The following is a 25,458-nucleotide window of genomic DNA, read 5'->3' on the forward strand; positions in this document are numbered from 1 at the left end:
CATGCGCGCCCACCTCGTGCTCCACCCTGATCTCGCGGAATGGGCGGCTACCCCGGGCGGCCGGCTCTTCTGCACCCTGGCCCGCGAGCGCATCGCTAACGGGGGGAAGCTGGACCGTCCCATGCGTATGCGCCTGACCGCACGTGAACGTGCCGACTTGGTCGACCTCTTCGGCACCGACGCCGTGACCGGTCAAGGTATCCACCTCGGGCGCGCTGACGCCGCACTGCGGGGCAGCCGCCACGCGCTGCCCCTGCGGCAGCTCCTCATCGGTGCGGACGGACCCATCAGGACCAAACGCGGCCAAGCGCGCTACCGCTCAATCGTCAAACGCCAGAAGGTGCTGAGAGAACGCTCGGCGGCCTTGGCCGCAATGGCCGGTGTTCGGGAGCTCACATCGGAATACTCCCTACTCGCGGCACTCCCGGACGACAACCGTAGGCTCGCACCGGCCGGAACACGCACCGGAACTAACCACTGGGCCACGTACTACGCCGCTGTACGAGCTGCGGCAGAGTGGTACCGCGGCTTGAGTCGCGGCTGGAAGTACGGCGAGCGTGAACTCGCAACGCAAGCCCTCGGGGGGAGCAAGCAGTGGACCGATGCGTCCAAAGCCGCCTTCTCCAAACTGATCGGACAACCGTTCAGCGATGCCGTCCACACGGCGGACACCGGTCTGAGGATGACCGGTCCTGCCGAATGGCACCGCCAGGGCCTCGTGGCCGACCTCTCCCTGGCCGAGCCGTTCATCGAGCTGCCCGGCAGAGCCGCTGCCCGGGATGGCCGCCTTGACCTCCAGGCCGCTGGGGTCCTCCTGATCGAGAACCAGGAGACCTTCGAGGCCGTTTCCTCGCGCACCACTGTCCCCACCGAGTGGCTGTGCATCTGGACCGGAGGCTTCGCCTCCGACGCACTGGCGCTCTTCCTGCGCAGTCGCGTGCCGCCTTCGCTCCCGATCGCGGCCTGGGGAGACCTTGACCCGCCTGGTGTCGGGATCATCCTCAACCTCGCGGAGAAGAGCGACCGAGCTATCCAGCCGATCGGCATGGATGCGGTCCTTTATCACAACGGAAGCAAGCTCGACGAAGAACCGGCCGAACTGGAACGCTGGCGATCTGCGGCCCAGGCGATGTCAGAATCCGTTCCAGCACACTTTCAAGGGCTCCTCGCAGCGATCGCCGCCCATGGGGGATTGCGCTGCGAGCAGGAGGGGCTCCATGAGCAGGTGCTTCCTCAATTGCATCGATGGCTCAGCGAACTCGCCAAGCAAGATTGAAAACCTCTGCCAGCGGCTACGGCTAAGTACAAGGTGAGCAAAGCCGTAACGCCCCTGGCATCGCTGCCGCCCGAATCCACATCCGAGCGGCACCGATGTGAAACTACCAGGCGCTCTTCGACGACCGGCGCGACGCCTGGTTCGGCGGAATGCACCAGCGGATCTACAAGGACCTCGGTCTACACCACCGTCGCCCTAGCCGCTGCTCGTCGGCTGACCTGAGCAGTACCAGCACACCGGCTGGGCGACAACCCGCGAGCTCCGGCCACCGGCTCGCCCTCCGGCAGCGGGCGGCGCCCCCGGACCAGGGCCGCCACCAGCGCGGTGTCCGCCCCGCCGCCTCTCCCCCTCGCCGGGCCACCCGCCGGGGAACGTGGCCCTCGGCAGCTTCTGCACGAGTGACACGGCAGTCCCGGGCCCGCACCGCCCGCTGACTACCGCACCCCAAGAATCCGCCGACCCAGCCTCCTCGCCAAAATGGCGGCCGGCCGCCGTCACAGCCTCGCCACCGTGCGGCCCTGGCCCTTCCACGCTTTCGAGGAAACCCCGCGAGCTGGCCTCGTCGACGGCCCCGGGCAGCAGCCCAACTGTTTCCTAGGCGCGCTCACCATCCGCCGACTCCACGCGAAGGCTTGAGATTGCCTACCTTAGAGGGCGCGGTTGGCCTGACCGTCGGCGGTGTGGTGCAGCCCAGACGGGGTGGCTTCGGACTCACTTCGCTGGCCAGATCTCCCCGTGTACATCTCCCCATAACGGGGGGATCACCGGAGGACCGATTGACATACGAGTTCTCGAGAAGCGTACTCCGCCGGTGTGATCGACCACCCCAGGGTGGCTACTTGTCCACCCACCAGGGGAGGCTGAGGAGCATGCCTCTCATTCTTGCTCCGCGGCCGACCCGGTCCGTCTGCCTGTTAGCGATCGACACGACGCAGAAGGTCGCGCTGGTGCCGGCGGAGCCGGCGTGGCATGTGCCTCGCACCGTGATGGGGCCGGCGGAGTCCCGCCGGGAGGCCGGGCGACGCTTGGCCGGGCAGGTGATCGGCTGGTCGACGCTGCGCTGGGGAAGGGTGACGGGCCACCGGCGGGTGGCGCCTGGTACGGGCCCAGCGGCGTGCGCGGAGGAGCACTTCCTGATCGCCCGTCCTGGTCCCGGCTGCCGGGGGCGGGAACGAGAGCCGGTCTTGCTGGAGTGGGTGAGCCGACGCGACCTGTCGCCGTATCTGGTGGGCGCTGAGCTGCGGGCGTCCCAGGTACTGGTGGACGGGTACCTGGACGGCTGGCTGCCTGACGGCGACTTCACGCTCGACTGACCCGCCCGGTGAGGATGGGTGGTTCGTTCATTGTGGTCTGTAGTCGGCTCAAGGCTGTAGATGGCCTACTGGATGTGGTCCCTGGCGGCGGGCGCGGTGCCGGGCCTGGGGGTGGGCCGGTGCATGTGCCGTCTCAGGGCCTGCTCGGTAATCTCTTCGGTGCCGTCGATGACCGCGTCGACAGCAGCGGCGCGCACGATGGACACCGCCCGGGCGGGCAATGCCCCGGACGCCTGGTACAGGAGGCGGGAGAATGCGTGGATGCGGCCTGTGCGGTGGTTGCGCAGCCACAGCGCCGCGTCGAGCCCGGTGAGGAGCGCATGCCAGGCGGGTCCGTGGCCCAGGGGTGCAGCGTGCACCCGGTCGAGCCAACCGTCCAGGAGGGCGGGGGTGTGGTCCGGGTCGGCGGTGGCGGTGATGACGAAGGTGGCCGGGACTCGTGCCGCGAGGTACCTCAGGGCCTCCAGGGCATCGGTGGCGGCCGATGCCGCGTGCAGCAGATGGTGGCCGTCGTCGATGATGACGATGTCGGTGCCTCCGGCGCTCAGAGCGGCGGAGACCTGGTCGGCGAGGGCGTGCGTGGTGCGGGCGGAGCCGGGCAGGGCGAGGGAGCGTGCCAGGTCGTGCAGAAGTGCGCGGGTGGTGGGACGAGGGCGGGCTGTGACGTAGATGCTCGAGGTCCGCAGGCTGTCCGTGGGCCGGGTTGCGCCATGCTCGAGGTTGTGGTGGCGGCGGGCGGCGAGCAGGACGGCGGTTGTCTTGCCGCTGGATGCCGGCCCGCAGACCGTGATCACGCGTCTGGTTCCCGTCTGGTAGCGGCTGAAGGCCAGTTGGCGCCACAGGGCTCGCTCGACGTCCTCGACGAACGGCAGGCTGAGGGTCAGCTGGGCATGGTAGGCGAGGCGGTCGGTGCCGTCTCTGACCGGCAGTGGGCTCTCCAGGTAGTGCCGCCAGCCCTGCGGGGTGTCCAGCGGGCGTGGCCCGGGTCGCTCACAGGGTTCGGCGGGCGGCAGCAGGGCGGGTTGGCCTCGGTCGGCGAGCAAAGCGCGGTCCACTGCGGCGGAGACGTAGGCAGGGGCCATCAGCCGGTCGGGGGTCGCGGCCCCGTCCGCGGCCGGGACCGGGATGCGGGCGCCGCTTGCGGTGTGCAGCCAGATGCTGTTCGGGTCCCGGACGTCGACATTGATCAGCACGTGCTGCCCCTGGCCGCGGTAGGGGTCGAGATCACGGCTGTCGTAGCGGCGCTTGTGCAAACGGATGCCGTCCCGGCCGATCCTGCGGCGGTGCACAGGCATGAGATCCAGGTACTCGGCGGCGTCGAGGGGCAGGTCGATCGCCCCGTGCTGAGCCACCAGGTGTGCGTACTGGGCAGCCGGGGTCGCCGGGTGGGCTGTCGCACTGGGGCGCGGTGAGTCGTGCCACACCTCGGCCACCCATGCGTCGACGGCTGCCTGGGCCACCGTCACGGGATCGTGGACGGCTCGTTCTCGCGCGGCGCCCGGCGGTGGGAGAGTACGGGAGAGGTGGCGGCCGAGTCGGCGGGCGAGGACGTTCATGTCCGCCGCCGCGTTCTGGGGCTGCGTCACGCGCGGGAACTCGGTGTCGATGCCCAGGCGCGCGAAGCGTTCAGCGAACACCCGGGCGCCCGCATGCGGTTGGAGGACCAGTCGCCGAGGCCGGATGACCGGGGTGTCGACGCCGGCCGTGAGCCGCCAGACCGGCTTGCCCTGGCGGGAGGCCAGACTGAGCGGCACAGGCGCGCACCAGCGGGCGAACAGGGCGATCGGGTCGGGCGCGGCACCACGCAGGTGCACCAGCGCCGCGCAGACGCATCCCGTGGCGATGTCCAGGGCCAGAGTCAGGTCGAGGGAGCGGGTTCCGGGCAGGGCGAAGGTGTCGACGGCGACGGCGGCGCCCGGCGGTCCCAGCGTGCGGCGCACGCGCCAAGGTGTGTGGCGGCCGCCGTTAGCGGCGATGAGCCGGCGGAAGGTGGATGGCGAGGGGAGCGGGATCGCTCCGGGATGCAACTGTCCCAGCAGCGATGCGGTGCGGCGGCGAATGGAGGCGGCGCTCTCGCGGGTGTGCGCCTGCGACAGGGCAAGGTCCAGGCATTCCAGCACGCGCGGGTCCACACGGGATCCGGGGCGGGGACTGCGGTGGGTACGCCGGTCAGCCAGCGCCGCCCGCCCCGCCTTCTGGTAGTGCTGCCGTTTACGGCGAACGGTGCGCGCGGATGCGCCCTCGATGCCCAGCGCGGCGAGTTCGACGGCCTTCGCCGCCTCACGCTGGGCGAGGGTGGTGACGGCCAGATCGTAGGCGGGCTTGGGGAGTTGGCCTGGCGTCGCACCCGGGGGAAGACCGGTGATGACTTCGGTGAGGTGCCGCTCCCACACTCTTGCATCCCGAGCCAACACAGGAGGGACGGGTGCGTCCGGCCGGGGCCGGGCGTTCAAGAGGCCGGCATCCGGGTCGCTGACGAGGGCCAGCGGGCTGAGGAGAACGTGACCGCCAAGTGCGTCAGTGAGCTGGATGCGGCCTTGCCTGAAGGACGTCACCGTCCAGGCCCGTTCCTGGTAGCGCAGTTCATCGCCGACACGAAGCCTTGATGGCCACCGTGTGCTCACCTCACGCACCCCCTGCCTCGGCTTCTGCGCCTGCCTACCGAGGCGCCATCGTGCCACCTGACCGGCCTACGCCGCCCACGAGACCTTGAATCGCAAGTGTCCTGGTGCTTCCCGGCGTTGACGGCGGAGCGCTTATTTTGGTCCGGCGGCAGATGATTCGCCCATCGGCGCCCCACCGCATGCCTCATGCCTCTAGGCTATGCACACTGACGGGCAGTCACGGCGCGAGGAGAGTCGGACCACGTGGATGCGTTCACCCGGTCGCTGATGGACCTAGCGGCCGAGGCGGAGCACAGGATCACCGACCAGCACGAGCGGATCGATGGCCTGCGCCGGGAGGTCACGCAGGTCCAGGCTCTCCTCGGTACGGCCGAGAGGTATCTCACCGTGCTGGAGCGGACCCGGGACAATCTGCGCGAGTCTCTGGTGGACCTGGCCCCGCCCCCGGGCGGCGACACTCAGCAGAGCACGGGCAGGCCCGCCCACGCCACCCCCGCCGACAGCGGGGACCGGAGCGGACCCACCGCCCACCCGACGGACAGCGAGCAGCCGCAGGAGGAGCCGTCCCCCACCAGCACGGGGGACGGGCAGGGTGCGTCGGCCGTCGGCGGGACAGAGCCCTCCTTGCCGCAGTTCATCCTGCAGATCCTGGCCACCTCCCAGGAGCCGATGCGCGCCGCCGACATCCTGGCGGTCATCACACATCTGCAGTCACTCGGCCGCACGAACAAGTTGGTCGGCACCGCACAACCGATCGCCTCCGTCAGCAACGCACTGCGCCGACTGACCCAACGCGGGAAGCTCCGCAAGACGGCACCGGGGCTGTACGCCCTGCCCCTGGCCGGGACCCCCGGCGCGCCGTCGGAGGAGGTCGCCGAACGCGGGCACTGAACGAGTTCCCCTGACACACGACAAGAAGGGGGGGTGCCGCCGGGGTCCAGCCCGGCGGCACTGAACGGTCCCCTGACAACGGGTCCGCACGCCCGAGCGTAGCCGACATCACCGGCACCCGGGGGCCGTGCGGTCTAATTTGCAGCGCCCGGGTGCCGTCCGGCACCCGGGCGTGCGGAAGCGAGCTGCCCGCATGCGTTCCTCCACCCGGTCATTGGCGACCGGCCGCCACAGAGGCCCGGGCGCCCGCCCCCGGCCACAGCACCACCCCGAGACCGTCCTCCAGCAGACTGACCGTCACCACGTCGACCCAGCTGCGGCCCGCCAGCAGATGGGCGATGACCTGCCGGTTCACCCCCGTGAGCGCAGCGGCCTCCCGCAGGCTCAGCCCGCTCGCCTCGATGTGCTCTTTCAGGCGTCCGGAGATGGCCCGCACGACGCGGGCCTGAGCGTGGCCGGGCACGAGCGTGTCGGGCCACGCCTGCGGGTCAGCGGCAAAGTCCCGCGGGCGCGTACTACGCAGCGTTCCACCGGGCATCGGGATGCGCTCCTTCAGGTCGATGTGCACTATGTCCGTGAAGGTGGCTATTTGTGCAGCCGCTTCTCGTGGTCCGTGGCGCTGGAGGCCGGCATGAGCCAGCAGATCCTGAGGTACCGTCCCGACGACGCCCCACCCGAATGGGAGGCCGTGGCCGACGGTGTGCGCATGCTGGTGGCCGCAGTCGGCGAGCAGGTCCGGTACCCGGTGATGCTCGTACTGCGGGTGACCTCCGCGCTGGCGATCAGCGCGGAACGCGCGGGGCTGCCCCGCGATCCGGCGGTGTGGCTGGAGCAGAGCACCATCAGCCGCTACCTGTCGGGCGCCACCGATCTGAAGGGCTCCACCGTCCAGAAGTACGCAAGCGTGCTCGCCCGCGTCCACGATGCGCTGGTGTGGGTCGAACGCGGCGAGGCCCCGCGCCCCCGCCTGCGCGCCGCCCGCTCCCGAGCCGTTCCCTACGACGTGAGCGAGCTCACCCGGCTGGACGTGTGGGCGCGTGCGCTGCCGGACAACACCACCGGCCGCAGGAGCGCCCTTGCGCTGATCGCGCTGGGCGCCGGGTGCGGCCTGATGCCCGGCGAGATCACAGCCACCCGCGGCAGCGACATCGTGCCGCTGCCCAGCGGCGCCCTTGCCATCTCCGTGCCCGAGTCGACGCGACTGGTCATCTGCCGCTCGCTGTGGGAGGAAAGCCTGGCGGATCTGGCCCAGGTCGCCGGCGACGACTACATGTTCGTGCCCGGCCGTAAGGTCAGCGGCGCCAAGAACCTCGTCAGCAACTGGACCAAACGCAACGAGCCGGCGGACCCAAGGGTGCCGCGCCTGGACGCCCAGCGCCTGCGCTCGACGTGGATCGTGGCACTGCTGCGCGACCGGGTCCCGGCGAACCTCATCGCCGGCGCCGCCGGCCTGAAGTCCACCGCCGCACTCGACCCGTACCACCGGTGGGTGCCCGCCCCAGACCAGGACGCCGCGGTCCGCCTGCTGCGGGGGTGGGCATGACCCGGCCCCACCACCCGCCGCGCAGGCCCGTACGCCACCCTCACCCGGTGCACCACGCCGAACGCCTGCGGCGCCGCCCGGCCCCCTCACCGTTCCACACCAAGATCGCGGACGCCCATGTGCGCCTGGCCTACGACCTCGTGCGCACCAGCGGCGTCCTGGACAAGCTCGACACCCTGGAAGCAGGCCGCCCAGGCCCTGCCGGCCTGCCGGCGAAGGTCGTGCTCACCGGGCTGTTCCTGGCCGCCCGCGAACGTCGCAGCACGAACATCGACGACGCGTGGGAGATCATGACGTTCCGTCTCAGCGCCACGTGGCGAGACGTCTTCGACCTCGAGGTCGTCGACCCGCTCGACCTCAAGGCCACCCACGCCTCCGCCCAGCGCTTCTACCGCGCGTGGGACAGGATCACCACCGTCCTCGACCCCGCCCGCCACGACCGCCGCGTCCGCCTGCTCCCGGCGGAAGCCGGCCGGTTCAAGGCCGTCTGGGACACCGCCTCCGACGACCACGACCCCGCACCGTGCCTGAGCGAGATCGCCAACCGGCTCGTCCTCGCCCCGGTGCGCATCGCCGTGCAACGCGGCCTGATGGACAACTGGCAGGGCGACCTGTCCGTGGACGGCACCAGCGTTCCGGTCTGGGCTCGCGAGGGCACCCGCAGACACGCCTCGCTGGAGGTCAGCGCCGGCATCCACGTCTCCGGCGACGGTACCGAGACCTTCGGCTACAGCGCCACCCTGCTGGTCGCCGGACATGCCGACCCTGCGGTCGCCGGCACCTACCCGCAGCTGTGCATGGGCATGGCCGTGCACACCCCCAGCAAACAGATCGGCCCCCAGGCCGTGCGTCTGCTGGCCGTCACCAAGCGGATGCTGCCACGTACCGGGTACCTGGCCGGGGACCGTGCCTACACCCACGCCCGCGCGGAGACCTTCCACCAGCCCGTTCGCGCGCTCGGCTGGGATCTCGTGCTCGACTACCGCACCGACATGATCCGCAAGGTCCCCTGGCACGGAGCCACCGCTTTGGGCGGCGACCTGCTCTGTCCCCATGCCCCGCAGCGCGTCCTGAACACCTACCACCTGATGGCCGCCGCAAGGACCAGCAAGGACCGCGAGGAACTGCTCCCCCGCATGGAGGAAGCCGATCCGTTCGTCCTGCCGCTCAAGCAGCGGGCGAACGTCAAGGGTGTCGAACGCCGACAGTGCCCGGCCGCCGGCACCAGCCCCAGGGTCCAGTGCCCCTGGGCCGCCGAACGCGACCAGCGCCCTCGCCACCGCAGGCGGGCCGATCCGCCTCGCCCCCTCATCGACCTGGACGACCAGCGCTCCCGCCGCGCCCACCCGGCGGCCAAGCCCACCGTCCGCGTCCCCAACAAGCCCATGCACCAGCGGCCGGACATCTGCCAACAGACCACCATCGGCGTGCCCGTCGACCTCACACCGAAACTGCGCCAGGGCATGCCCTGGGGCCGCGCACCCTGGCAGCGGGCCTTCCGGAGCCTGCGCAGCCACGTCGAGGGACTCAACGGCCGCGCCAAGAACGTCGACTCCTTCCTCGACAAACGGGAGCTCCGCCAGAGCCGGGGACGTGTTGCTCAGACGCTCCTCAGCGCAATCCAGCTGATGGTCGAGAACCTGCGCACCATCGAGGTCTACCTGCGCGAGCGTCGTCTGTGGGTCGAAGACAGCTACACGCTCGCCGACATCACCGACACCCCAGACCCGCACGTACCGCCGAACGTGACCGACCGCTCCCCCACAACGCCCGGCATCAGCCGTGAAAGCCCCGAGACGGACCCACCGAGACTCGGCTAGCCCTCCACTCGCCAGGCCAACCACAGAGCACGCGACGCCGGTTCGTGGGACCACACACCCTCTGGTCCCACGGCCACTTCGCCATGCCCGCACCCGCACCGCCAGCTCCGCTCAGCCATCCCGCGGGGCGATGTGATCCACCCCACAGGTCGCAGCCAGACCCAACCAGACCCGTAAAGCACGAAATCCCGCCCAGAGTTGCCTACTGGACGGGATTTCGTGAACCGTTCACGACCGAAGTCGTGAACGGTCCGTTGGGTGGAGCTGAGGGGATTCGAACCCCTGACCCCCTCGATGCGAACGAGGTGCGCTACCGGACTGCGCCACAGCCCCAACGAGAAGAAACTCTAGCACCTTTCGGAGGGGGCTCGTGACCACCCCCGGGCGGCGTCCCAGGTCGGGGGTGCCGCGGCACCCCCGACCGGTCACTCGTTGGCCGCGCGGGGCCGGGACTCCGCGGCGGAGGGCTCGGCGTACTGGTCGAAGAGCGGGGTGTTGCGGGCCTCGGCCGGCCGACCGGCGGTCCAGGTGCCGGGCGCCGACAGGTCGAGACCACGGCTGACCCGGGTGGCCACCGGCGCGGTCACGTAGGTCGGCAGCGGGACGGGCACCGGCTCCCAGGAGTCCGGGCCGGCCGCGCCGCGCTCGCGCATGCCGTCGACCCACTCCTCGTGCTCGGTCGCCTCCGCGACGGCCGAGGCCGAACCGGGTGCGGCGGTCGCCCGGGCGGCGTCGGCGTCGGTGGCCAGCCGCAGGTGCGGACGGCCGCGTCCGGTCCGCGGCGCGGGCTCCGGCTCGGCCACCGGGGCCGGAGCCTCGGCGGCGACGCGGGCGGCCTCGGCGCGCTGCTTCTCGCGCTTGCGCAGCCGCTCGGCGGCCTGGGCCGCGCGGACCCGGTCCAGCTTCACGGCGTACCGCTGGCGCTCCAGCCGGCGCAGGTGCCCGATGTAGAGGGTGAGCAGGGCCGCCGGGACCGCGGGGACCCAGAGGAAGGCCAGTCCGGCCACCGCCGCGACCACCGCGCCGACGGCGAAGACCAGGAAGAGGACGGTGACCATCCGGCGACGCCGGGCCAGCAACCGGGCCCGCCGCTCGGGGCCGCCGGCCGTACCTGCGGACCGTCCCTCGGTGCGCTCCGCCGGGCGGGGCGCCGGCTCGTCCGCCGATCCGCCCCCGGCCGGAGAACCGGTGGAGGGATCGTCGGCGAGGTCGCCGGCGAGGCCACCGGAGGGCTCGTCGGAGGGGTCGCCGACCGCGGCCCCGTCCCGTTCGGGAGGGCCGTCGTCGCTGCTCTGCTCGTCGTCACGCGGTTCGTCGCTCAGGGCCCGGGACGCCCGCCGCTCCAGCGCCGAACGCCCGGCCAGCAGGCGGATGGCGGTGCTGAAGCGTTCCGTCGGGCGCGCCTCGTTGAGCTCGTCCTGCCTGCGGAGCCACATCGGCACCAGATAGGCGGCCCAGGCCCCTACGATGACGGCGTAGATAAGGCCGCTACTGCTCACGTTTCACACCGTACGGGCGCGGGGGAAGGGCCGGTAGCAATTTGGCACGGCGTGTCGTGTGATCAAGCTGATTCTCCGACTAATTTGCCGGCATTTGTGCCCGTCCGTCGCCACGCCGATGCCATATCGATATTTCTTTTCGAACATACATTCAATTTCTGGGCCGACGCACCGAACTGAGGGCCCGCCAGCGGTCCAGCATCCCCTCCGGCACCTCGTCGGCGGTCAGCGCGAACACCAGGTGGTCCCGCCAGTCGCCGTCGATGTGCAGATAGCGCGGCCGCATTCCCTCCGAGCGGAAGCCCAGCTTTTCCACCACCCGCCGGCTCGGGGTGTTCTCCGGCCGGATGCAGACCTCGATCCGGTGCAGGCCGAGGGTGCGGAAGCAGTGGTCCACCGAGAGCGCGACCGCGGCCGGCATGATGCCCCGCCCCGCCACCGCCTCGTCGATCCAGTAGCCGACGTTGGCCGAGCACATCGAGCCCCAGGTGATCCCGCCGACGGTCAGCTGACCGACCAGCCGACCCTTGTGGAGGACGACGAAGGGCAGCATCCGACCGGCCGAGGCCTCGCTGCGCAGGTAACGGACCATCTGCCGGTAGGTCGGGCGACGGCCGGCGCCGTGGGCCGCCGGGCCCGGGGGCACCGTCGCCTCCCAGCGCCGCAGCCAGTCCCGGTTGCGCCGGCTGACCTCCTGCCAGTCGCCCTGGTCGCGGGCCCTGATCGGGCGCAGCGCGACGTCCCCCTCGTGGAGCTCTACCGGCCAGCCGGCGTTCAGTGCGCTCTCCCGGAAGCTGGTGCGTCGGGCCGGGGGTGGTCGCCGCCGCCGAGCTGGTCGACGGCGTGCGCGAGCAGCGGCTCCAGGACCGCCAGGCCGTCCTTGACGCCGCCGGTCGAGCCCGGCAGGTTGACGATCAGGGTACGTCCGGCGAGGCCGGCCAGCCCGCGGGAGAGCGCCGCGGTCGGCACCTTCTCCCGCCCGTGGGCCCGGATCGCCTCGGGGATGCCGGGGATCTCGCGGTCGAGGACGCGGGCCGTCATCTCGGGGGTGAGGTCCGTCGGGGAGATGCCGGTGCCGCCGGTGGTCAGCACCACGTCGTACCCGGCCGCGACGGCCTCGCGCAGGACGGCCTCGACCGGTTCGCCGTCCGGGACGACCCGGGGGCCGTCGACGGTGAAGCCCGCCCCGCGCAGACCGGCGACCAGCAGCGGGCCGCCCTTGTCCTCGTACACGCCGGCCGAGGCGCGGTTGGAGACGGTGACGGCGAGCGCCCTCACGCGGACACCTCGGGGGTGCTCCAGTCGCCGCTCTTGCCGCCGGTCTTGCCGAGCACGCGGACGGACTCGATGGCCGCACCCTTGTCGACGGCCTTGACCATGTCGATCACGGTCAGCCCGGCCACCGCCACGGCGGTCAGCGCCTCCATCTCGACACCGGTCCGGTCGGTGGTCCGCACGGTGGCGGTGATCTCGACCGCGTCGTCGGCGACGGAGAGTTCCACCGTGACGCCGGAGAGGGCGATCGGGTGGCAGAGCGGGATCAGTTCGGGCGTCTTCTTGGCGCCCATGATCCCGGCGATCCGGGCGACGGCCAGCGCGTCGCCCTTGGGGACGCCCTCGCCGCGGAGCAGTTCGACCACCCGGGGAGCGACCCGGACCCGGCCGGCCGCGACGGCGGTGCGCGCGGTGACGGCCTTCTCGGAGATGTCGACCATCCGGGCCGCGCCCTGTTCGTCGACATGGGTGAGGCGGTCGCCGGGGGGTGAGGTGGTCACGGGTGGCTCCAGGGGGCGCGCAGGTCGAATACCGCGCTACCGTACTCCTCGCCCCGGCCGGGGCGTGGGACGGGCCGCGCCGGTGAGACGGCCCGCCGCGGTGGGATCCGGGCCGGCCCGCGGTACGACCGGCCCCGGGGTTCAGCCGCCGAGCAGGACCACGTCCACCGCGCTGCCGGCCGGCAGTTCGGTGACGTCCTCGGGGACGGTGATCAGGCAGTCCGCCCTCGCCAGCGCGCCGACCAGGTGCGATCCCTCGCCGCCGACCGGCTCCACCACGCCGTCGACCGCGGAGTACCGGCCGCGCAGGAACTGCCGCCGTCCGGCGGGCGAGCGCAGCGCCACCGGGCAGTGGGCCCGGACGACCGGACGGTTGACGTCGTCGGCGCCGAGCATGGTCCGGATCGCCGGACGGACGAACAGCTCGAAGGAGATGTACGCGCTGACCGGGTTGCCGGGCAGCGCCATCAGCGGCACTCCGGCCCCGGGGCCGATCCGGCCGAAGCCCTGCGGCTTGCCGGGCTGCATCCGCAGCCGTCGGAAGTCCACCCCGCCGTACTCGGCGAAGACCTCCTTGACCACGTCGTACGCGCCGACGCTGACGCCGCCGCTGGTGACGATCAGGTCGGCCCGGCCGAGCTGGTCCTCCAGGACGGCGCGCAGCCGGGCCGCGTCGTCGGGGACGCCGCCGACCCGGTAGGCGATCGCGCCGGCGTCGCGGGCGGCGGCGGTGAGGGTGAAGCTGTTGGAGTCCGCGATCTGCCCGGGGCCGACCGGGTCGCCGGGCTGGACCAGCTCGCTGCCGGTGGACAGCACCACGACCCGCGGGCGGGGGCGGACGGTGACGGTGGGCCGGCCGACCGCGGCGAGCAGGCCGAGCTGGGCGGGGCCGAGCCGGGTACCGGCGGTCAGGACCCGGGTGCCGGCGGCGATGTCGCTGCCGCGGCGGCGGACGTGGGCGCCCTCGGTGACCGGGCGCAGCACCCGGACCTCCTCGCCCTCGACCGGCGCGGCCATCGAGTCGGCGGCGCGGCCGGTGCCGGTGCCGCCGTCGGTCCACTCGACCGGGGCGACGGCCTGGGCGCCGGGCGGCACGGGGGCGCCGGTCATGATCCGGGCGGCCTGGCCGGGGCCGACCTTGGGGAGTGCGTCGGCACCGGCGGCGATGTCGCCGACCACGGCGAGCACCGAGGGGTACTCGGTGGTCGCGCCGGCGGTGTCGGCGGTGCGGAGGGCGTAGCCGTCCATCGAGCTGTTGTCGAAGGACGGCAGGTCACCCTCGGCGACCACGTCCTCGGCCAGCCGGCAGCCCTGCGCGTCGAGCAGCTGGAGCTCGATGGCGGGCAGCGGGCCGACGGCGGCCAGGACGTCGGCGAGGTGCTCGTCGACCGTCCAGAGCGCGGCCGGACCGGACGGGCCGACCGCCGGGCGGGCGCCCGGTGCCGGGTCCGCGGAGCCGTCGCAGCAGGCTGCGGGGGTGGTACCGCTCTCCGTGGACCCGGTCATCGGCGCGCTCGCTCTCGGTCGGTGTGTCAGTCCTGCAGCTCGGTGGCCACGAACTCGCGCAGCCAGCTGCGGAAGCCCGGGCCCAGGTCCTCGCGCTCGGAGGCCAGTCGGACGATAGCGCGCAGGTAGTCGGCGCGGTCGCCGGTGTCGTAGCGGCGGCCCTTGAAGAGCACGCCGTGCACCTGGCCGCCGACCGCGGCGTCGCGGGTGGCGAGCTCGCGCAGGGCGTCGGTGAGCTGGATCTCCCCGCCGCGGCCCGGCGGGGTCTCGCGCAGCACGTCGAAGACGGAGGGGTCGAGGACGTACCGGCCGATGACCGCGTAGTTCGACGGCGCGTCGGCGGTCTCCGGCTTCTCAACCAGGTCGGTCACCTGGAAGACGTCCTCGCCGAAGCCGTTCGGCTTGACGGCGGCGCAGCCGTACAGGTGGATCTGGGAGGGGTCGACCTCCATGAGCGCGACGACCGAGCCGCCGAGCTCCTGCTGGACCTCGATCATGCGGGCCAGCAGCGGGTCGCGCGGGTCGATCAGGTCGTCGCCCAGCAGGACGGCGAACGGCTGGCCGGCGACGTGCTGCTCGGCGACCGAGACGGCGTGGCCGAGGCCCTTCGGGTCGCCCTGGCGGACGTAGTGCATGTTGGCGAGGTCGACGGACTCGCGGACCCGGCGGAGACGGTCCTGGTCGCCCTTGCGGGCGAGCAGCTCCTCCAGCTCGTAGGCGCGGTCGAAGTGGTCCTCCAGCGCGCGCTTGTTACGGCCGGTGACCATCAGTATGTCGGACAGCCCTGCGGCGGCTGCCTCCTCGACGACGTACTGGATCGCCGGCTTGTCGACGACGGGCAGCATCTCCTTCGGAGTGGCCTTGGTGGCCGGCAGGAAGCGGGTGCCCAGTCCTGCCGCGGGGACCACGGCCTTGGTTACCGGGATTCGGGACTTCGACGTCGTCATGCGTTTACCTTACTAAGGCACGTGTTTCGCCTGGCCGGGCGTCGTTGAGCGGTGCTGGGACAGCACGTCGCCAGACCCGGCCGCAATGGCAGGCAAAGGGGACGTGACGGGTGGGGCGAGGGGGTCCCCTCCGGCACAGGGCGACAGACTACCCGGCTTTTCCGAACGGTTACGTTCGGCTGCGAAGACACCGTCCGGACGCGCGGGGAAGGCCGGGGAGGCACCCGGGGAAACGCCTGCGGGGACGGCTCCGGAACGGTCCGCGGAGGTCCTCCGGAAGGCGGTCGGGGCAACGGTCGGGGCGGTCGGCGAGGTGGTCGGGGCGGCAGCGGACGCGGCGGCCGGGGCGGAGTCCGGCGAGGTGGTCGGCGAGGTGGTCGGGGCGGCAGCGGACGCGGCGGCCGGGGCGGAGTCCGGCGAGGTGGTCGGCGAGGTGGTCGGCGAGGTGGTCGGCGAGCCGGCCGGGGCGGCGGTCCCCCGCCAGCAGTCGCCGCCGGCCCCGCGGGCCACCGCCAGCGCCCGGTCCGCGGCCCGGAGCAGCACGGCCGCGTGGGCGCCGTCCTCGGGCAGGACGGCCAGACCGACCGCCGCGGTGAGCCCGTTGCCCTCCGGGTGGCGGCCCTCCCGGCTGCCCGAGGACCAGTCCAGCAGCAGGTGGCGGCGGACCGACCAGACCAGCCGGTCGGCCACCTGGGCCGCGCCCTCGGCTCCGGTGTCCGGCAGGACGACCAGGAACTCCTCCCCGCTGTACCGGCCCAGGGTGTCGGAGCGGCGGATCTCCATGCCGAGCCGCTGGGCGAGGTCGCGCAGGACCGTCCCCGCGCGGGCCCGGCCGTGCTCGGCGACCACCGCGTCGAAGCCCGCGATCTCCAGCAGCAGGACCGCCAGCGGCCGGGGCCCGTCCTGCTGTCCGTGCTGTCCGTGCTGCTCGGCCCGGCGGGCCCGCTCGATCTCCCGGTCCAGGGTGAGCTGGAGGTGCCGGTAGTTCCAGACGCCGGTGAGCGGGTCGCACGAGGCGGTGCGTTCCAGCTCGGCGCAGCGGGCCTCCAGTTCGGCGATCCGCTCGCGGAGCCCGGCCTCGCGGTCGGCCGCGCCGGACGCGCCGCGCCGCAGGCGGGCGCCGAGCAGGGCGGCACCGGCCAGCGCGGGGGCGCTCAGCACGGCCAGGGCCTGGACCAGCAGCGGGGTGGACATCGGGGCGCCTTCCGCATGTCAGGCTCTGAGCGTCACGGGCCCGGAGCACGGGTCGGAGCAATGGGCGGGGCGGGGATCGGAGCGGTGGAGGAGCGGTGGAGCATCCCATGCACAACGAGAAGGGCGCGCTGAGGACACGGCTGCTGTCCGAACGTCGGGCGCTGGCGGCAGAGGCCCGGGAGCGGGCCGCCACGGCGCTGGCCGGGCACGCCGGGGAACTGGCCGGGCCGGGCGCCACGGTGGCCGCGTACGTCTCGGTGGGCGCCGAGCCGGGCACCCGGCCGCTGCTGGACGCGCTCCGGGCGCGCGGGGCGCGGGTGCTGCTGCCGGTCCTGCTGGCCGACAACGACCTCGACTGGGCGGAGTACGCGGGCCCGCAGGAGCTGGCCCCGGCCGGGCGCGGGCTGCTGGAGCCGGTCGGCGAGCGGCTCGGGCCGGAGGCCGTGACCGGGGCGGCACTGGTGCTGCTGCCGGGGTTGGCGGTGGACCGCCGGGGGCTGCGGCTGGGGCGGGGCGGGGGCTCGTACGACCGGGTGCTGGCCAGGCTGGAGCGGGCCGGGGTGCGGCCGGTGCTGGCGGTGCTGCTCTACGAGCACGAGCTGCTGGACCGGGTGCCGGCGGAGCCGCACGACCGGCCGGTGGACCTCGCGCTGACCCCGTCGGGGCCCCACCGCTTGGGGTGAGCGGCCACCCGCGGGCGTACGTCGACGGCCCCGCGCCCCCGGAGCTCCGGGGGCGCGGGGCCGTCGTGGCGGAAGCCGGCCGTCGGGCGTCAGCCGTTGGTCAGCGTCAGCTTGTGCTTCGCCGACCTCTCGACCGCGTCCGGCGAGAACGACCAGGTCAGGAGCTTGCCCTTGAGCCAGAGGTCGGTCTGGTCGTTGTAGTTGGGGTGATAGGCGTGGCCCGAGGCACCGCCGACGTTGATCCAGCGGGACGCGTCGAGGTCGCTCAGGTCGATCACCATCCGCATCGACGGGATCCAGTCGACCTGGTACCCGGCGGCCGCGTTCCAGCCGGCCGCGTCGACCGCCGCCGAACCGCCGGAGAGGCGGTACGGGCCGCGGTTGAGCAGCTTGTGGACGGCGCCGGAGGCGATCGAGGAGTCGTCCGAGCCGAGGGTGCGCTCGCGCAGCTCCAGCTTGTGCAGGCGGCCCCAGCTCCAGGTGGAGATGTCCTTGGTGAGCAGCGAGGTGAGCTCCTGTCGGGCGTTCTTCATCGCCTCGCGGAGGAGGTTGTCCAGGCCCTTCTGCTCCTTGTGCTGGGAGTCGATGTACGTCCACCAGCCGCTGTCGGGCTTCTCCAGCTGCTGCCGGACCACCTCGGTCCAGCGGTCGCCGCCGTCCGGCTGGGCCTTGCCCGGGTCACGGGTGCCGCACTCGGTGACGATGTCCGACTTGCTGTCCGGCTTGGTCGGGTCGGCCTGCTGGCGCACCAGCAGGCAGTTGTCCTCGGCCCGCAGGTCGGCCGGGAACTTCTGGCCGAAGGCGAGCGTGAGCAGCTGGCGCCAGACGCCGTTGTAGTAGGCGGCGGCGGCCGAGTCGGCGTCCTGGTGGTAGTTCCAGTCCTTCAGCAGGTCCTGCGCCTCGCGCACGTAGGGGTCGTCGATCTCGACCTTGAGCAGCCTCGGGACCAGCGTCTTCGCGAGGATGCTGGTGTTGTCGAGCTGCATCTCCTGCATGTCGTCCGGCGAGATCTTGCCGTTGTTCTTGAGCCGGGCGTCGATCTGCTCGGTGATCTCCTTGGCCCGGGTGCCGTACTCCCAGTCCTTGGTCAGCAGGTACTTGTACGACGGGTCGACCACGGCCTGGTTGGCGGTGACGATGTAGCCGCCGGACGGGTTGAAGCTGTACGGCAGGGCGTTGAACGGGACCGGGTCCTTCTTCCACTGGTAGGAGGAGTCCCAGCCCGGTGCCGGGTTGCGGCCGTCGCCGTTGCCGCGGACCGGGACGTACCCGGGGGCCTGGTAGCCGATGTTCCTGGCGTCGGCGTAGATCAGGTTCTGGGCCGGGACGGCGAAGTCCTTGGCGGCCCCCCGGAACTCGTCCCAGTTCTTCGCACGGTCGAGCCCGAAGACGGCGTCCATGGTCTTCCCGGGGATGAGCGCGGCCCACTGCAGGGCGACGCCGTAGCCGGTGGTGCCGCGGTCCGGGGCGGAGGTGCCGTTGGGCGCGTACTTGCCGACGTTCTGCTGCTCGGTGCTGGGGTCGGAGATCAGCGGGGCGCCGGTCCGGGTGGTGCGGACGGTGATGGTGCGGTCGTCGCCGCCGGCGACCTTGATGGTCTCCTTGCGGAGCTCGAACTTCTCCTCCTTGCCGTCCACCAGGTAGGTCTCCGGGCCGGTCACCTTCTCCAGGAAGAGGTCGGTGACGTCGGCGCCGAGGTTGGTGAGGCCCCAGGCGATGTCCTTGTTGTGGCCGATCACCACGCCGGGCATGCCCGCGAAGGTGAACCCGGAGACGTCGTACTGGCAGCTGGGCGAGGCGGTCCGGCAGTGCAGGCCCATCTGGTACCAGACCGAGGGCAGGCCGGGGCCGAGGTGCGGGTCGTTGGCCAGCAGCGGCTTGCCGGTGGTGGTGTGGGTCCCGGCGACCACCCAGGAGTTGGAGCCGATGCCCTGGCCGTTGCGGCCGAGCATCTCGGGCAGCGCGTCGATCCGGGTGGTGACGCCCTTGAGCAGCGCCTCGGTGGTCGTCGCGCCCTGCGCGGTGCCGGTGCCGGTGCCCGGGGCGCCGGCCGGGGCGGAGCCGTCGGCGGGGCGGTAGGTGTCGCTGCTGACGGTGCCGGTCTTCACGATCGTGCCGTTGCGGGCGTACGGGTAGTCCGGGTACAGCTCGGCGATCTTCTCCGGGCTGAAGTCCTGGGCGAGCAGCGCGCGGTCGATCTCCTCCTGGAGGTTCCCGGAGAGGTCCCAGGCCATCGCCTTGAGCCAGGCCACCGAGTCGACCGGGGTCCACTGCTCGGGCTCGTAGTCGCCGTTGACGACGCCGAGCAGGGTGTACTCCAGGGAGGCGCGCGACCCGCCCGGGTGCTCGACGAGCCAGGCGTTGACACCGTCCGCGTAGGCCTGGAGGTACTTCTTGGTCTCGGCCGAGAGCTGGGTGTCGAACTCCTTCTGGGCCACCTGGCGCCAGCCCATGGTGCGGATGAAGGAGTCGGTCTCGACCTGGCCGTCGCCGAACATCTCGGACAGTCGGCCCGCGGTGATGTGCCGCCGGACGTCCATCTCCCAGAACCGGTCCTGCGCCTGGACGTAGCCCTGGGCGCGGAAGAGGTCCTCGGAGGTGTCGGCGTAGAGCTGGGGGATGCCGTTGGCGTCCCGCTTGACGTCGACCGGCGCGCTCAGGCCCGCCACCTTGACGCTGCCGTCGACCTCCGGGAAGGACGCGCGGACCGCGGCCACCCCTCGGTAGCCGCCGTAGCCGGCGCCGGCCACCAGCAGCACGACCAGCACGATCACGATCAGACGGGCGCGCCGGAACTTCTTCGAGCGGGGCATCTGGGTCCTTGCGGTCCTCACTGGGGGGCGGGCGGACATGTCAGGAGCACGGGGCCGTGACAGGGCACCACATTAGGCCGACTCGGCTGGCGGGCGTGCACGGGGGACGCTCACGGTGGAATCGGAGGAGGTCAGAACCCGAGGTGACGGGCCGCACAGCCGGGAAACCTAAAGATATGGCAAAATGTTAGACTGCGTAACGATCCGTAAGGGGAGTAATCGGCGCCGGCCGCCCCCGCCCCTGTCGATCGAGCGCTCCCGGCCTCACCGCCACCAGACACCCCGTCCGCCCCTGCCAGCCCGAGGTGCCCCTGCGTGAATGTCGACCACCTGAACCAGCTGCTCCTCGAATTCTCCGTGATCCTGCTGGTCGCGGTGGTCGCCGTGCGCATCTCGACCAAATCCGGGCTGCCCAGCCTGCTGATCTACCTCGGCATCGGCGTGGCGCTCGGCCAGAACGGGCTCGGCATCACGTTCAACAACGCCGAGCTCACCCAGGTGCTCGGCTACGCCGCCCTGGTGGTGATCCTCGCCGAGGGCGGCCTCAAGACCAACTGGCGCGAGGTCCGGCCGATGATGCCGGCCGCCACCGTGCTCGCCACCGTCGGCGTCGGCGTCAGCGTCTTCGTCACCGCCGCCGGCGCGCACTGGCTGGTCGGCCTCGACTGGCGGACCTCGCTGCTGCTCGGCGCGATCGTCTCCTCGACCGACGCCGCGGCCGTCTTCTCCGTCCTGCGGATGGTCCCGCTGCCGCACCGGCTGACCGGCCTGCTGGAGGCCGAGTCCGGCTTCAACGACGCGCCCGTCGTGATCCTGGTCGTCGCCTTCGCCACCACCGGGGAACTGGACTCCTGGTACGTCCTGATCGGCACCATCCTCGCCGAACTCGCGATCGGCCTCGCGGTCGGCCTGGCGGTCGGCAAGGTCGGCGCCTACGGGATCAAGCACGTCGCCCTGCCGTCCTCCGGGCTCTACCCGATCGCCGTCATGGCGCTCACCGTGCTCGCCTACGCCGGCGGCGCGATGCTGCACGGTTCCGGCTTCCTCGCCGTCTACGTCAGCGCCGTCGTCCTGGGCAACGCCAAGCTGCCGCACGGACCCGCCGTCCGCGGCTTCGCCGACGGCCTGGCCTGGATCGGGCAGATCGGGATGTTCGTGCTGCTGGGCCTGCTCTGCACCCCCGAGACGATGGGCTCGGCCGTGGTGCCGGCGCTGGTGATCGGCGCGGTGCTGGTCTTCGTGGCCCGGCCGCTCTCGGTGGTGACCACCCTCACGCCGTTCCGGCTGCCGGTCCGTGAACAGGCCCTGCTGAGCTGGGCCGGCCTGCGCGGGGCGGTGCCGATCGTGCTCGCCACCATCCCCCTGGTCGCCGGCGCGCCGATGGCCCAGGAGGTCTTCAACATCGTCTTCATCCTGGTCGTGGTCTTCACCCTGCTCCAGGGGCCGACCCTGCCCTGGGTCGCCAAGTGGCTGCGGATCGGCGAGGGCTCGATGGGCCAGGACCTCGGCATCGAGTCGGCGCCGCTGGAGAAGCTGCACGGCCACCTGCTGTCGGTGGCGCTGACGCCGACCTCCCGGATGTCCGGCGTGGAGATCGGCGAACTGCGGCTGCCGGCCGGCGCGGCGGTGACCCTGGTCGTCCGCGAGGGCAACAGCTTCGTGCCGGACAAGGACACGGTGCTGCGCGGCGGGGACGAGCTGCTGGTGGTGACCACCGACGAGGTGAGCGAGGCGGCGGAGCGGCGGCTGCGGGCCGTGGACCGTGGCGGCAAGCTCGCCGGGTGGCTGTACGGGCGGGAGTGAGCCCCCGGGCTCATGGGCGCCGGGGGTCGGGGGCGGGGCGCCGGGCGCCGGGGGGGGGGGGGGGGGCGGGTGGCGCCGCCCGGTGACGCCGGCCCGGCCGTCCGGCCCGGCCGACGCCGTGGGGTGTTCGGCCGGCGTTCACCTTCGATCGACAGGACAGTTTTGGACGAGCCCTGTATTGTGGAGGTAAGCGCGCCATCTACGCGCGTATAGCTACTCGGAATGACACACCCAGCATCTGCCTGATGCAGAGTTGGCGCGACCGTTCGGCGGCCGCGGTCCGGCCCTCGGCGACCCCGCGGCCGGCCCGGTATCTACCCCGGTCGACGCGCGAGAGGACGACTCTCGGCGCCGTCGGGGCTTTTTCATGCCCTGCCGCGCTACCAGGCAGTAGGAAGGACCGACCGTGACGGCCCGCCGAACGGTCGACGACACCATGCCCGGGCACGACCTGCCCGCCGCGCCCGGGGACCGCGCCGACGCCGCCCCCACCCGGGTCGGGTACGGCGCGCTGCTGCGCACCCCCGGCGTGTGGACGTTCCTCGTCCCCGCCTTCGCCGCCCGGCTCCCCTACGCGATGCTCAGCCTCGGCATCCTGCTGCTGATCCGCGACACCCACGGCTCCTACGGCACCGCCGGCACCGCCGCCGCCGTCTCGGCCGTCGCCCAGGCCCTGGTCGGGCCGCAGACCGGCCGGCTGGCCGACCGCCTCGGCCAGGCCGCCGTCCTGGTGCCGACCGTCGTGGTGCACGCCGTCTCGGTCGGTGCGCTGATCGCCCTGGCACTCGGCCACGCGCCGGTCTGGAGCCTCTTCCTCGCCGCCGCGGCGGCCGGCGCCTCCGTGCCGCAGATCGGCGCGATGGTCCGGGCCCGCTGGGTGGCCAGGCTGTCGGCGGAGGGCACGCCGCCGGCCAAGCTGAACACCGCCTTCGCCTTCGAGTCCGTGACCGACGAGTTCACCTTCGTGATCGGCCCGGTGCTGGCCTCCGCCATCGCCACCACGGTCAACCCGGCCTCCGGACTGATCGTCGAGGCCACGCTGACCGTCGTCGGCGGGCTCGCCTTCGCCGCCCAGCGACGCACCGCGCCCGCGCTGCACCCGGCCGTTCCGGGCGCCCGCCGGGTCTCCGCCCTCGCCTCGCCCGGCGTCCGACTGCTGGCCGGCGCGTTCCTGGGCGTCGGCACCGTCTTCGGCGCGATGCAGGTCTCCGTCGCCGCGTTCACCGAGTCGGCCGGACAGCCCGGGGCCAGCGGCACCGTGTACGGGATCTTCGCCGGTGGGTCGATGCTGGCCGGCGTGCTGTACGGCATGATCGCCTGGCGGCACGCCGCCCGGCACCGGATGCTCGCGAGCTACGCCCTCCTGGTCATCGGCTGCTCGACGCTCTGGGCGATGCCCAACCTGGTCTCGCTGGCCGTCGCCGGCCTGTTCTGCGGTCTCGCCATCGCACCGACCCTGATCACCGGCTACACGCTGGTCGAGACGCTGGTCGAGGACGGCGCCAAGACCGAGGCGTTCACCTGGCTGACCGGCGCCATCGGGCTGGGCCTGGCGGTCGGGTCGATGGTCGCCGGGCAGCTGGTCGACGGGAGCGGCCCGTCGGCCGGGTTCCTGGTGCCGGTGGCCGGCGCCGGGCTGGGCCTGGTCGCGCTGGTCTCCCTGCGGGGGCTGCTGGTCGCGCCGGGGACCCGGAGCGCGGCAACCGCCGACGCGGGCGCCGCGCCCGGTCCGGGCACGGGCGCGGGCGCCGCTCCGCAGCTGGTGGGCGCCGCCAAGGGCTGATCGCCGGGCGGCGCGGGGCGGCGTCCCGCCGACGGGCCGGACTCATCTCACACCCGAGTCGCTGGACTGATCCAGCGGAATGCCGCATCATTGACCATCGTTAGCACTCATCAGGCGAGAGTGCCAGGAGGAAGACAAGTGCCCACGTACCAGTACCAGTGCACCGAGTGCGGCAACGGCCTGGAGGCGGTGCAGAAGTTCACCGACGAGCCGCTGACCACCTGCCCCGACTGCGAGGGGCGCCTGCGCAAGATCTTCTCCGCCGTGGGTGTGGTCTTCAAGGGCTCCGGTTTCTACCGGACCGACAGCCGCTCCTCCTCCAGCAGCTCGGTGAGCACCGGCTCGTCGACCCCCTCGTCGACGTCGACCTCGTCGTCGTCCTCCTCGTCGGGCGGCTCCGCGCCCGCGGCGAGCCCCGCTCCCGCAGCGGGCTGACCGCCCCGACGAAGCCCGGACTGCCGGACTGCCGAGACAGAACGACCGAACGGCCCGTCGACCCGCAATATGCGGGTCCGGCGGGCCGTTCGCATTCCCGGATTCTCTCAATTCCCCCGAACGGCGCAGAAGTGCACCCGTTCGGCGGAGGCCGGTCCTCCCCGGGCCCGAGTTTTCCACAGGGCAGGGAAAGGGGCTTCCGACCACCGGGCCGGCGGCCCAGAGTGTGCGTCACGAGAAGCCGGCCCGCCGCCACCCGGAAACGGACCCGGTGGGGGCCGGCACCCTGCGACCACCGGTGGTGCCCGTGCCGACCAGGAACCCCTCCCGCCCGCTCCCCTTCCCGCTGCCGCCACTGCCCGCGCCGAGCGTCCCGCCACGACAGCCGGTGCCGTCGTTCCCGCCGATCAGGCGCGGAGCCGGGCGCGGACACCGGCTCCGACAGGCGCTCCGGCAGGGCCCAGGGGCCCTGGCCGTCCTCGTGCTCGCGGCGGCCGTGGCACTCACCTTCGGCCCCGCGCGAGCGGGCCTGCCACCGCCGGAGACGGCCTCCGTCCACCGAACGGGTTGTCAATCAGAGGGAGCTGAAGATCACCCGTAACCGGATTTCGACTTCGTCGTTCACGCGGCATGAAAGGCTTCAAGGAATTCCTGCTGCGTGGAAATGTCGTCGAGCTGGCCGTCGCCGTGGTCATCGGCGCCGCTTTCACCAACATCGTCAACGCCTTCGTCAAAGGCGTGATCAACCCGATCGTCGGCGTGTTCGGCGCCAAGGATCTCGCGGCCTACACCTCCTGCCTCAAGGGGCCCTGTGAGGTGACCGCGGCCGGTGAGGTCACCACCGGCATCCTCATCCTCTGGGGCAGCGTGCTGAGCGCGGTCCTGCAGTTCCTGATCACCGCCGCCGTCGTCTACTTCTGCCTGATCCTGCCGATGACCACCTATGCCGCCCGGCGCAAGACGCCGGCCGAGATCCGGGCGGAGGCCGAGGCCAAGGAGGTCCTCCTGCTCACCGAGATCCGCGACGCCCTGGTCACCCGGACCCTCTGAGGCGAACCGGGCCCGGCCGCCGGTCAGTCGCCGTGGTGCGGCGGGCGCTGGCTCAGGTACCAGTCCAGCCCCCGCCCACCGCTCTCCCCCGCCTCCGGGCGGCTGCCCCAGCCCGCGTCGGTGTCGTCCCGGGACTGCTGGTCCAGCGGGTCCCGGAAGACCAACCGCGCCCGGTCCGCCCCCGCGCCCGCCCGGGCGCCCCGGGCCTGCTCCCGACCGTCCGCCGACACCCCGTCCGCCACGGCTCCGCCCGCCGGATCCTTCTCCACCGCCGCGTCTCCGCCGTCCATGCCGCTCACACCGTCACCCATGCCGTCCACCGCCTTCGCCGATCCCCCGCCCGTCCCTACAGCCTAGAAGGCCCTGCCCCGCCGCCGCGGACGCACGTGGGCCCGGGGGGGGGGGGGGGGCCCCGGGCCCCCCCCGCCCCGGGCGGGTTTAAACAAAAACCAGCCCACCCGACCCACGAATAAAGAGTGTTGGGTGGTGGGGGTGGAATGAGG

Annotated in this window: 20 protein-coding genes and 1 tRNA gene; 9 read left to right on the top strand and 12 right to left on the bottom strand. The window is 72.4% G+C overall.

Going from position 1 to position 25,458, the window contains the following annotated elements; genetic code table 11:
* The first annotated feature begins 1 nt into the window (after position 1).
* Positions 2-1,276: a Wadjet anti-phage system protein JetD domain-containing protein gene (locus tag ACFWIC_RS14880; protein WP_380518631.1), complete on the top strand. Its 1,275-nt coding sequence runs from the start codon at positions 2-4 to the stop codon at positions 1,274-1,276.
* Positions 1,277-2,654: 1,378 nt separating this feature from the next.
* Here the strand turns inward: ACFWIC_RS14880 and ACFWIC_RS14885 are convergent.
* Entirely contained in the window at positions 2,655-5,213 is a 2,559-nt protein-coding gene (locus tag ACFWIC_RS14885) for an AAA family ATPase (protein ID WP_380518634.1), read from the bottom strand.
* Positions 5,214-5,456: 243 nt separating this feature from the next.
* Between ACFWIC_RS14885 and ACFWIC_RS14890 the strand changes: the two genes are divergently transcribed.
* Positions 5,457-6,104, top strand: coding sequence for a hypothetical protein (locus ACFWIC_RS14890; RefSeq protein WP_380518637.1), 648 nt, complete (start codon positions 5,457-5,459; stop codon positions 6,102-6,104).
* A gap of 211 nt (positions 6,105-6,315) precedes the next feature.
* Here ACFWIC_RS14890 and ACFWIC_RS14895 read toward each other — a convergent pair whose 3' ends face one another.
* Entirely contained in the window at positions 6,316-6,672 is a 357-nt protein-coding gene (locus ACFWIC_RS14895; RefSeq protein WP_380518640.1) for a helix-turn-helix domain-containing protein, read from the bottom strand.
* Between the two features lie 63 nt (positions 6,673-6,735).
* Here ACFWIC_RS14895 and ACFWIC_RS14900 point away from each other — a divergent pair, with 63 nt between their 5' ends.
* Together ACFWIC_RS14900 and ACFWIC_RS14905 are read left to right on the top strand one after the other, a co-directional pair.
* Complete coding sequence (locus ACFWIC_RS14900) at positions 6,736-7,647, top strand: hypothetical protein (protein ID WP_380518643.1); 912 nt, start codon at positions 6,736-6,738, stop codon at positions 7,645-7,647.
* 47 nt (positions 7,648-7,694) lie between these two features.
* Entirely contained in the window at positions 7,695-9,467 is a 1,773-nt protein-coding gene (locus tag ACFWIC_RS14905; RefSeq protein WP_380518646.1) for a hypothetical protein, read from the top strand.
* 259 nt (positions 9,468-9,726) lie between these two features.
* Here the strand turns inward: ACFWIC_RS14905 and ACFWIC_RS14910 are convergent.
* The 8 genes from ACFWIC_RS14910 to ACFWIC_RS14945 form a co-directional block, all read right to left on the bottom strand.
* Positions 9,727-9,800: transfer RNA gene (locus tag ACFWIC_RS14910), tRNA-Ala, on the bottom strand.
* Positions 9,801-9,892: 92 nt separating this feature from the next.
* Complete coding sequence (glpR, locus tag ACFWIC_RS14915; RefSeq protein WP_380518648.1) at positions 9,893-10,966, bottom strand: gephyrin-like molybdotransferase receptor GlpR; 1,074 nt, start codon at positions 10,964-10,966, stop codon at positions 9,893-9,895.
* Between the two features lie 151 nt (positions 10,967-11,117).
* A complete protein-coding gene (locus ACFWIC_RS14920; RefSeq protein WP_329883371.1) occupies positions 11,118-11,744 on the bottom strand; it encodes a GNAT family protein in 627 nt (208 codons plus the stop codon).
* On the bottom strand, positions 11,741-12,244 hold the full coding sequence (locus ACFWIC_RS14925) for a MogA/MoaB family molybdenum cofactor biosynthesis protein (protein WP_329883335.1): 504 nt from the start codon (positions 12,242-12,244) through the stop codon (positions 11,741-11,743). Before ACFWIC_RS14925 ends, ACFWIC_RS14920 begins: the two co-directional genes overlap by 4 nt.
* Entirely contained in the window at positions 12,241-12,681 is a 441-nt protein-coding gene (moaC, locus tag ACFWIC_RS14930; protein WP_380358372.1) for a cyclic pyranopterin monophosphate synthase MoaC, read from the bottom strand. Before moaC ends, ACFWIC_RS14925 begins: the two co-directional genes overlap by 4 nt.
* Before the next feature lie 201 nt (positions 12,682-12,882).
* The gene (gene glp, locus ACFWIC_RS14935) at positions 12,883-14,247 is read right to left on the bottom strand and encodes a gephyrin-like molybdotransferase Glp (RefSeq protein WP_380518651.1); all 1,365 of its coding nucleotides are present in this window, start codon (positions 14,245-14,247) and stop codon (positions 12,883-12,885) included.
* 26 nt (positions 14,248-14,273) lie between these two features.
* Positions 14,274-15,194, bottom strand: a complete 921-nt coding sequence (gene galU / locus ACFWIC_RS14940; RefSeq protein WP_329883332.1) for a UTP--glucose-1-phosphate uridylyltransferase GalU — start codon at positions 15,192-15,194, stop codon at positions 14,274-14,276.
* A 12-nt stretch (positions 15,195-15,206) separates the two neighbouring features.
* Positions 15,207-16,388, bottom strand: a complete 1,182-nt coding sequence (locus ACFWIC_RS14945) for a GGDEF domain-containing protein (RefSeq protein ID WP_380518654.1) — start codon at positions 16,386-16,388, stop codon at positions 15,207-15,209.
* 107 nt (positions 16,389-16,495) lie between these two features.
* Between ACFWIC_RS14945 and ACFWIC_RS14950 the strand changes: the two genes are divergently transcribed.
* On the top strand, positions 16,496-17,071 hold the full coding sequence (locus tag ACFWIC_RS14950; RefSeq protein WP_380518657.1) for a 5-formyltetrahydrofolate cyclo-ligase: 576 nt from the start codon (positions 16,496-16,498) through the stop codon (positions 17,069-17,071).
* Between the two features lie 89 nt (positions 17,072-17,160).
* Here ACFWIC_RS14950 and ACFWIC_RS14955 read toward each other — a convergent pair whose 3' ends face one another.
* A complete protein-coding gene (locus tag ACFWIC_RS14955; RefSeq protein WP_380362310.1) occupies positions 17,161-19,884 on the bottom strand; it encodes a penicillin acylase family protein in 2,724 nt (907 codons plus the stop codon).
* 315 nt (positions 19,885-20,199) lie between these two features.
* On the opposite strand from ACFWIC_RS14955, the gene ACFWIC_RS14960 reads away from it, so the two are divergent.
* The 4 genes from ACFWIC_RS14960 (at position 20,200) to mscL (ending at position 24,955) form a co-directional block, all read left to right on the top strand.
* The gene (locus tag ACFWIC_RS14960) at positions 20,200-21,687 is read left to right on the top strand and encodes a potassium/proton antiporter (protein ID WP_329952988.1); all 1,488 of its coding nucleotides are present in this window, start codon (positions 20,200-20,202) and stop codon (positions 21,685-21,687) included.
* 436 nt (positions 21,688-22,123) lie between these two features.
* Entirely contained in the window at positions 22,124-23,470 is a 1,347-nt protein-coding gene (locus tag ACFWIC_RS14965; protein ID WP_380518688.1) for an MFS transporter, read from the top strand.
* 138 nt (positions 23,471-23,608) lie between these two features.
* On the top strand, positions 23,609-23,905 hold the full coding sequence (locus ACFWIC_RS14970) for an FmdB family zinc ribbon protein (protein ID WP_329952987.1): 297 nt from the start codon (positions 23,609-23,611) through the stop codon (positions 23,903-23,905).
* Between the two features lie 630 nt (positions 23,906-24,535).
* Positions 24,536-24,955 carry a large conductance mechanosensitive channel protein MscL gene (mscL, locus tag ACFWIC_RS14975; protein WP_329952986.1) on the top strand — a complete coding sequence of 140 codons (420 nt, stop codon included), beginning with the start codon at positions 24,536-24,538 and terminating at the stop codon, positions 24,953-24,955.
* A 23-nt stretch (positions 24,956-24,978) separates the two neighbouring features.
* Here the strand turns inward: mscL and ACFWIC_RS14980 are convergent, their stop codons facing one another.
* A complete protein-coding gene (locus tag ACFWIC_RS14980; RefSeq protein WP_329952985.1) occupies positions 24,979-25,266 on the bottom strand; it encodes a hypothetical protein in 288 nt (95 codons plus the stop codon).
* Positions 25,267-25,458 lie beyond the last annotated feature (192 nt).

The organism is Kitasatospora sp. NPDC127035 (assembly GCF_042726075.1).
Taxonomy (GTDB): Bacteria; Actinomycetota; Actinomycetes; order Streptomycetales; family Streptomycetaceae; genus Kitasatospora.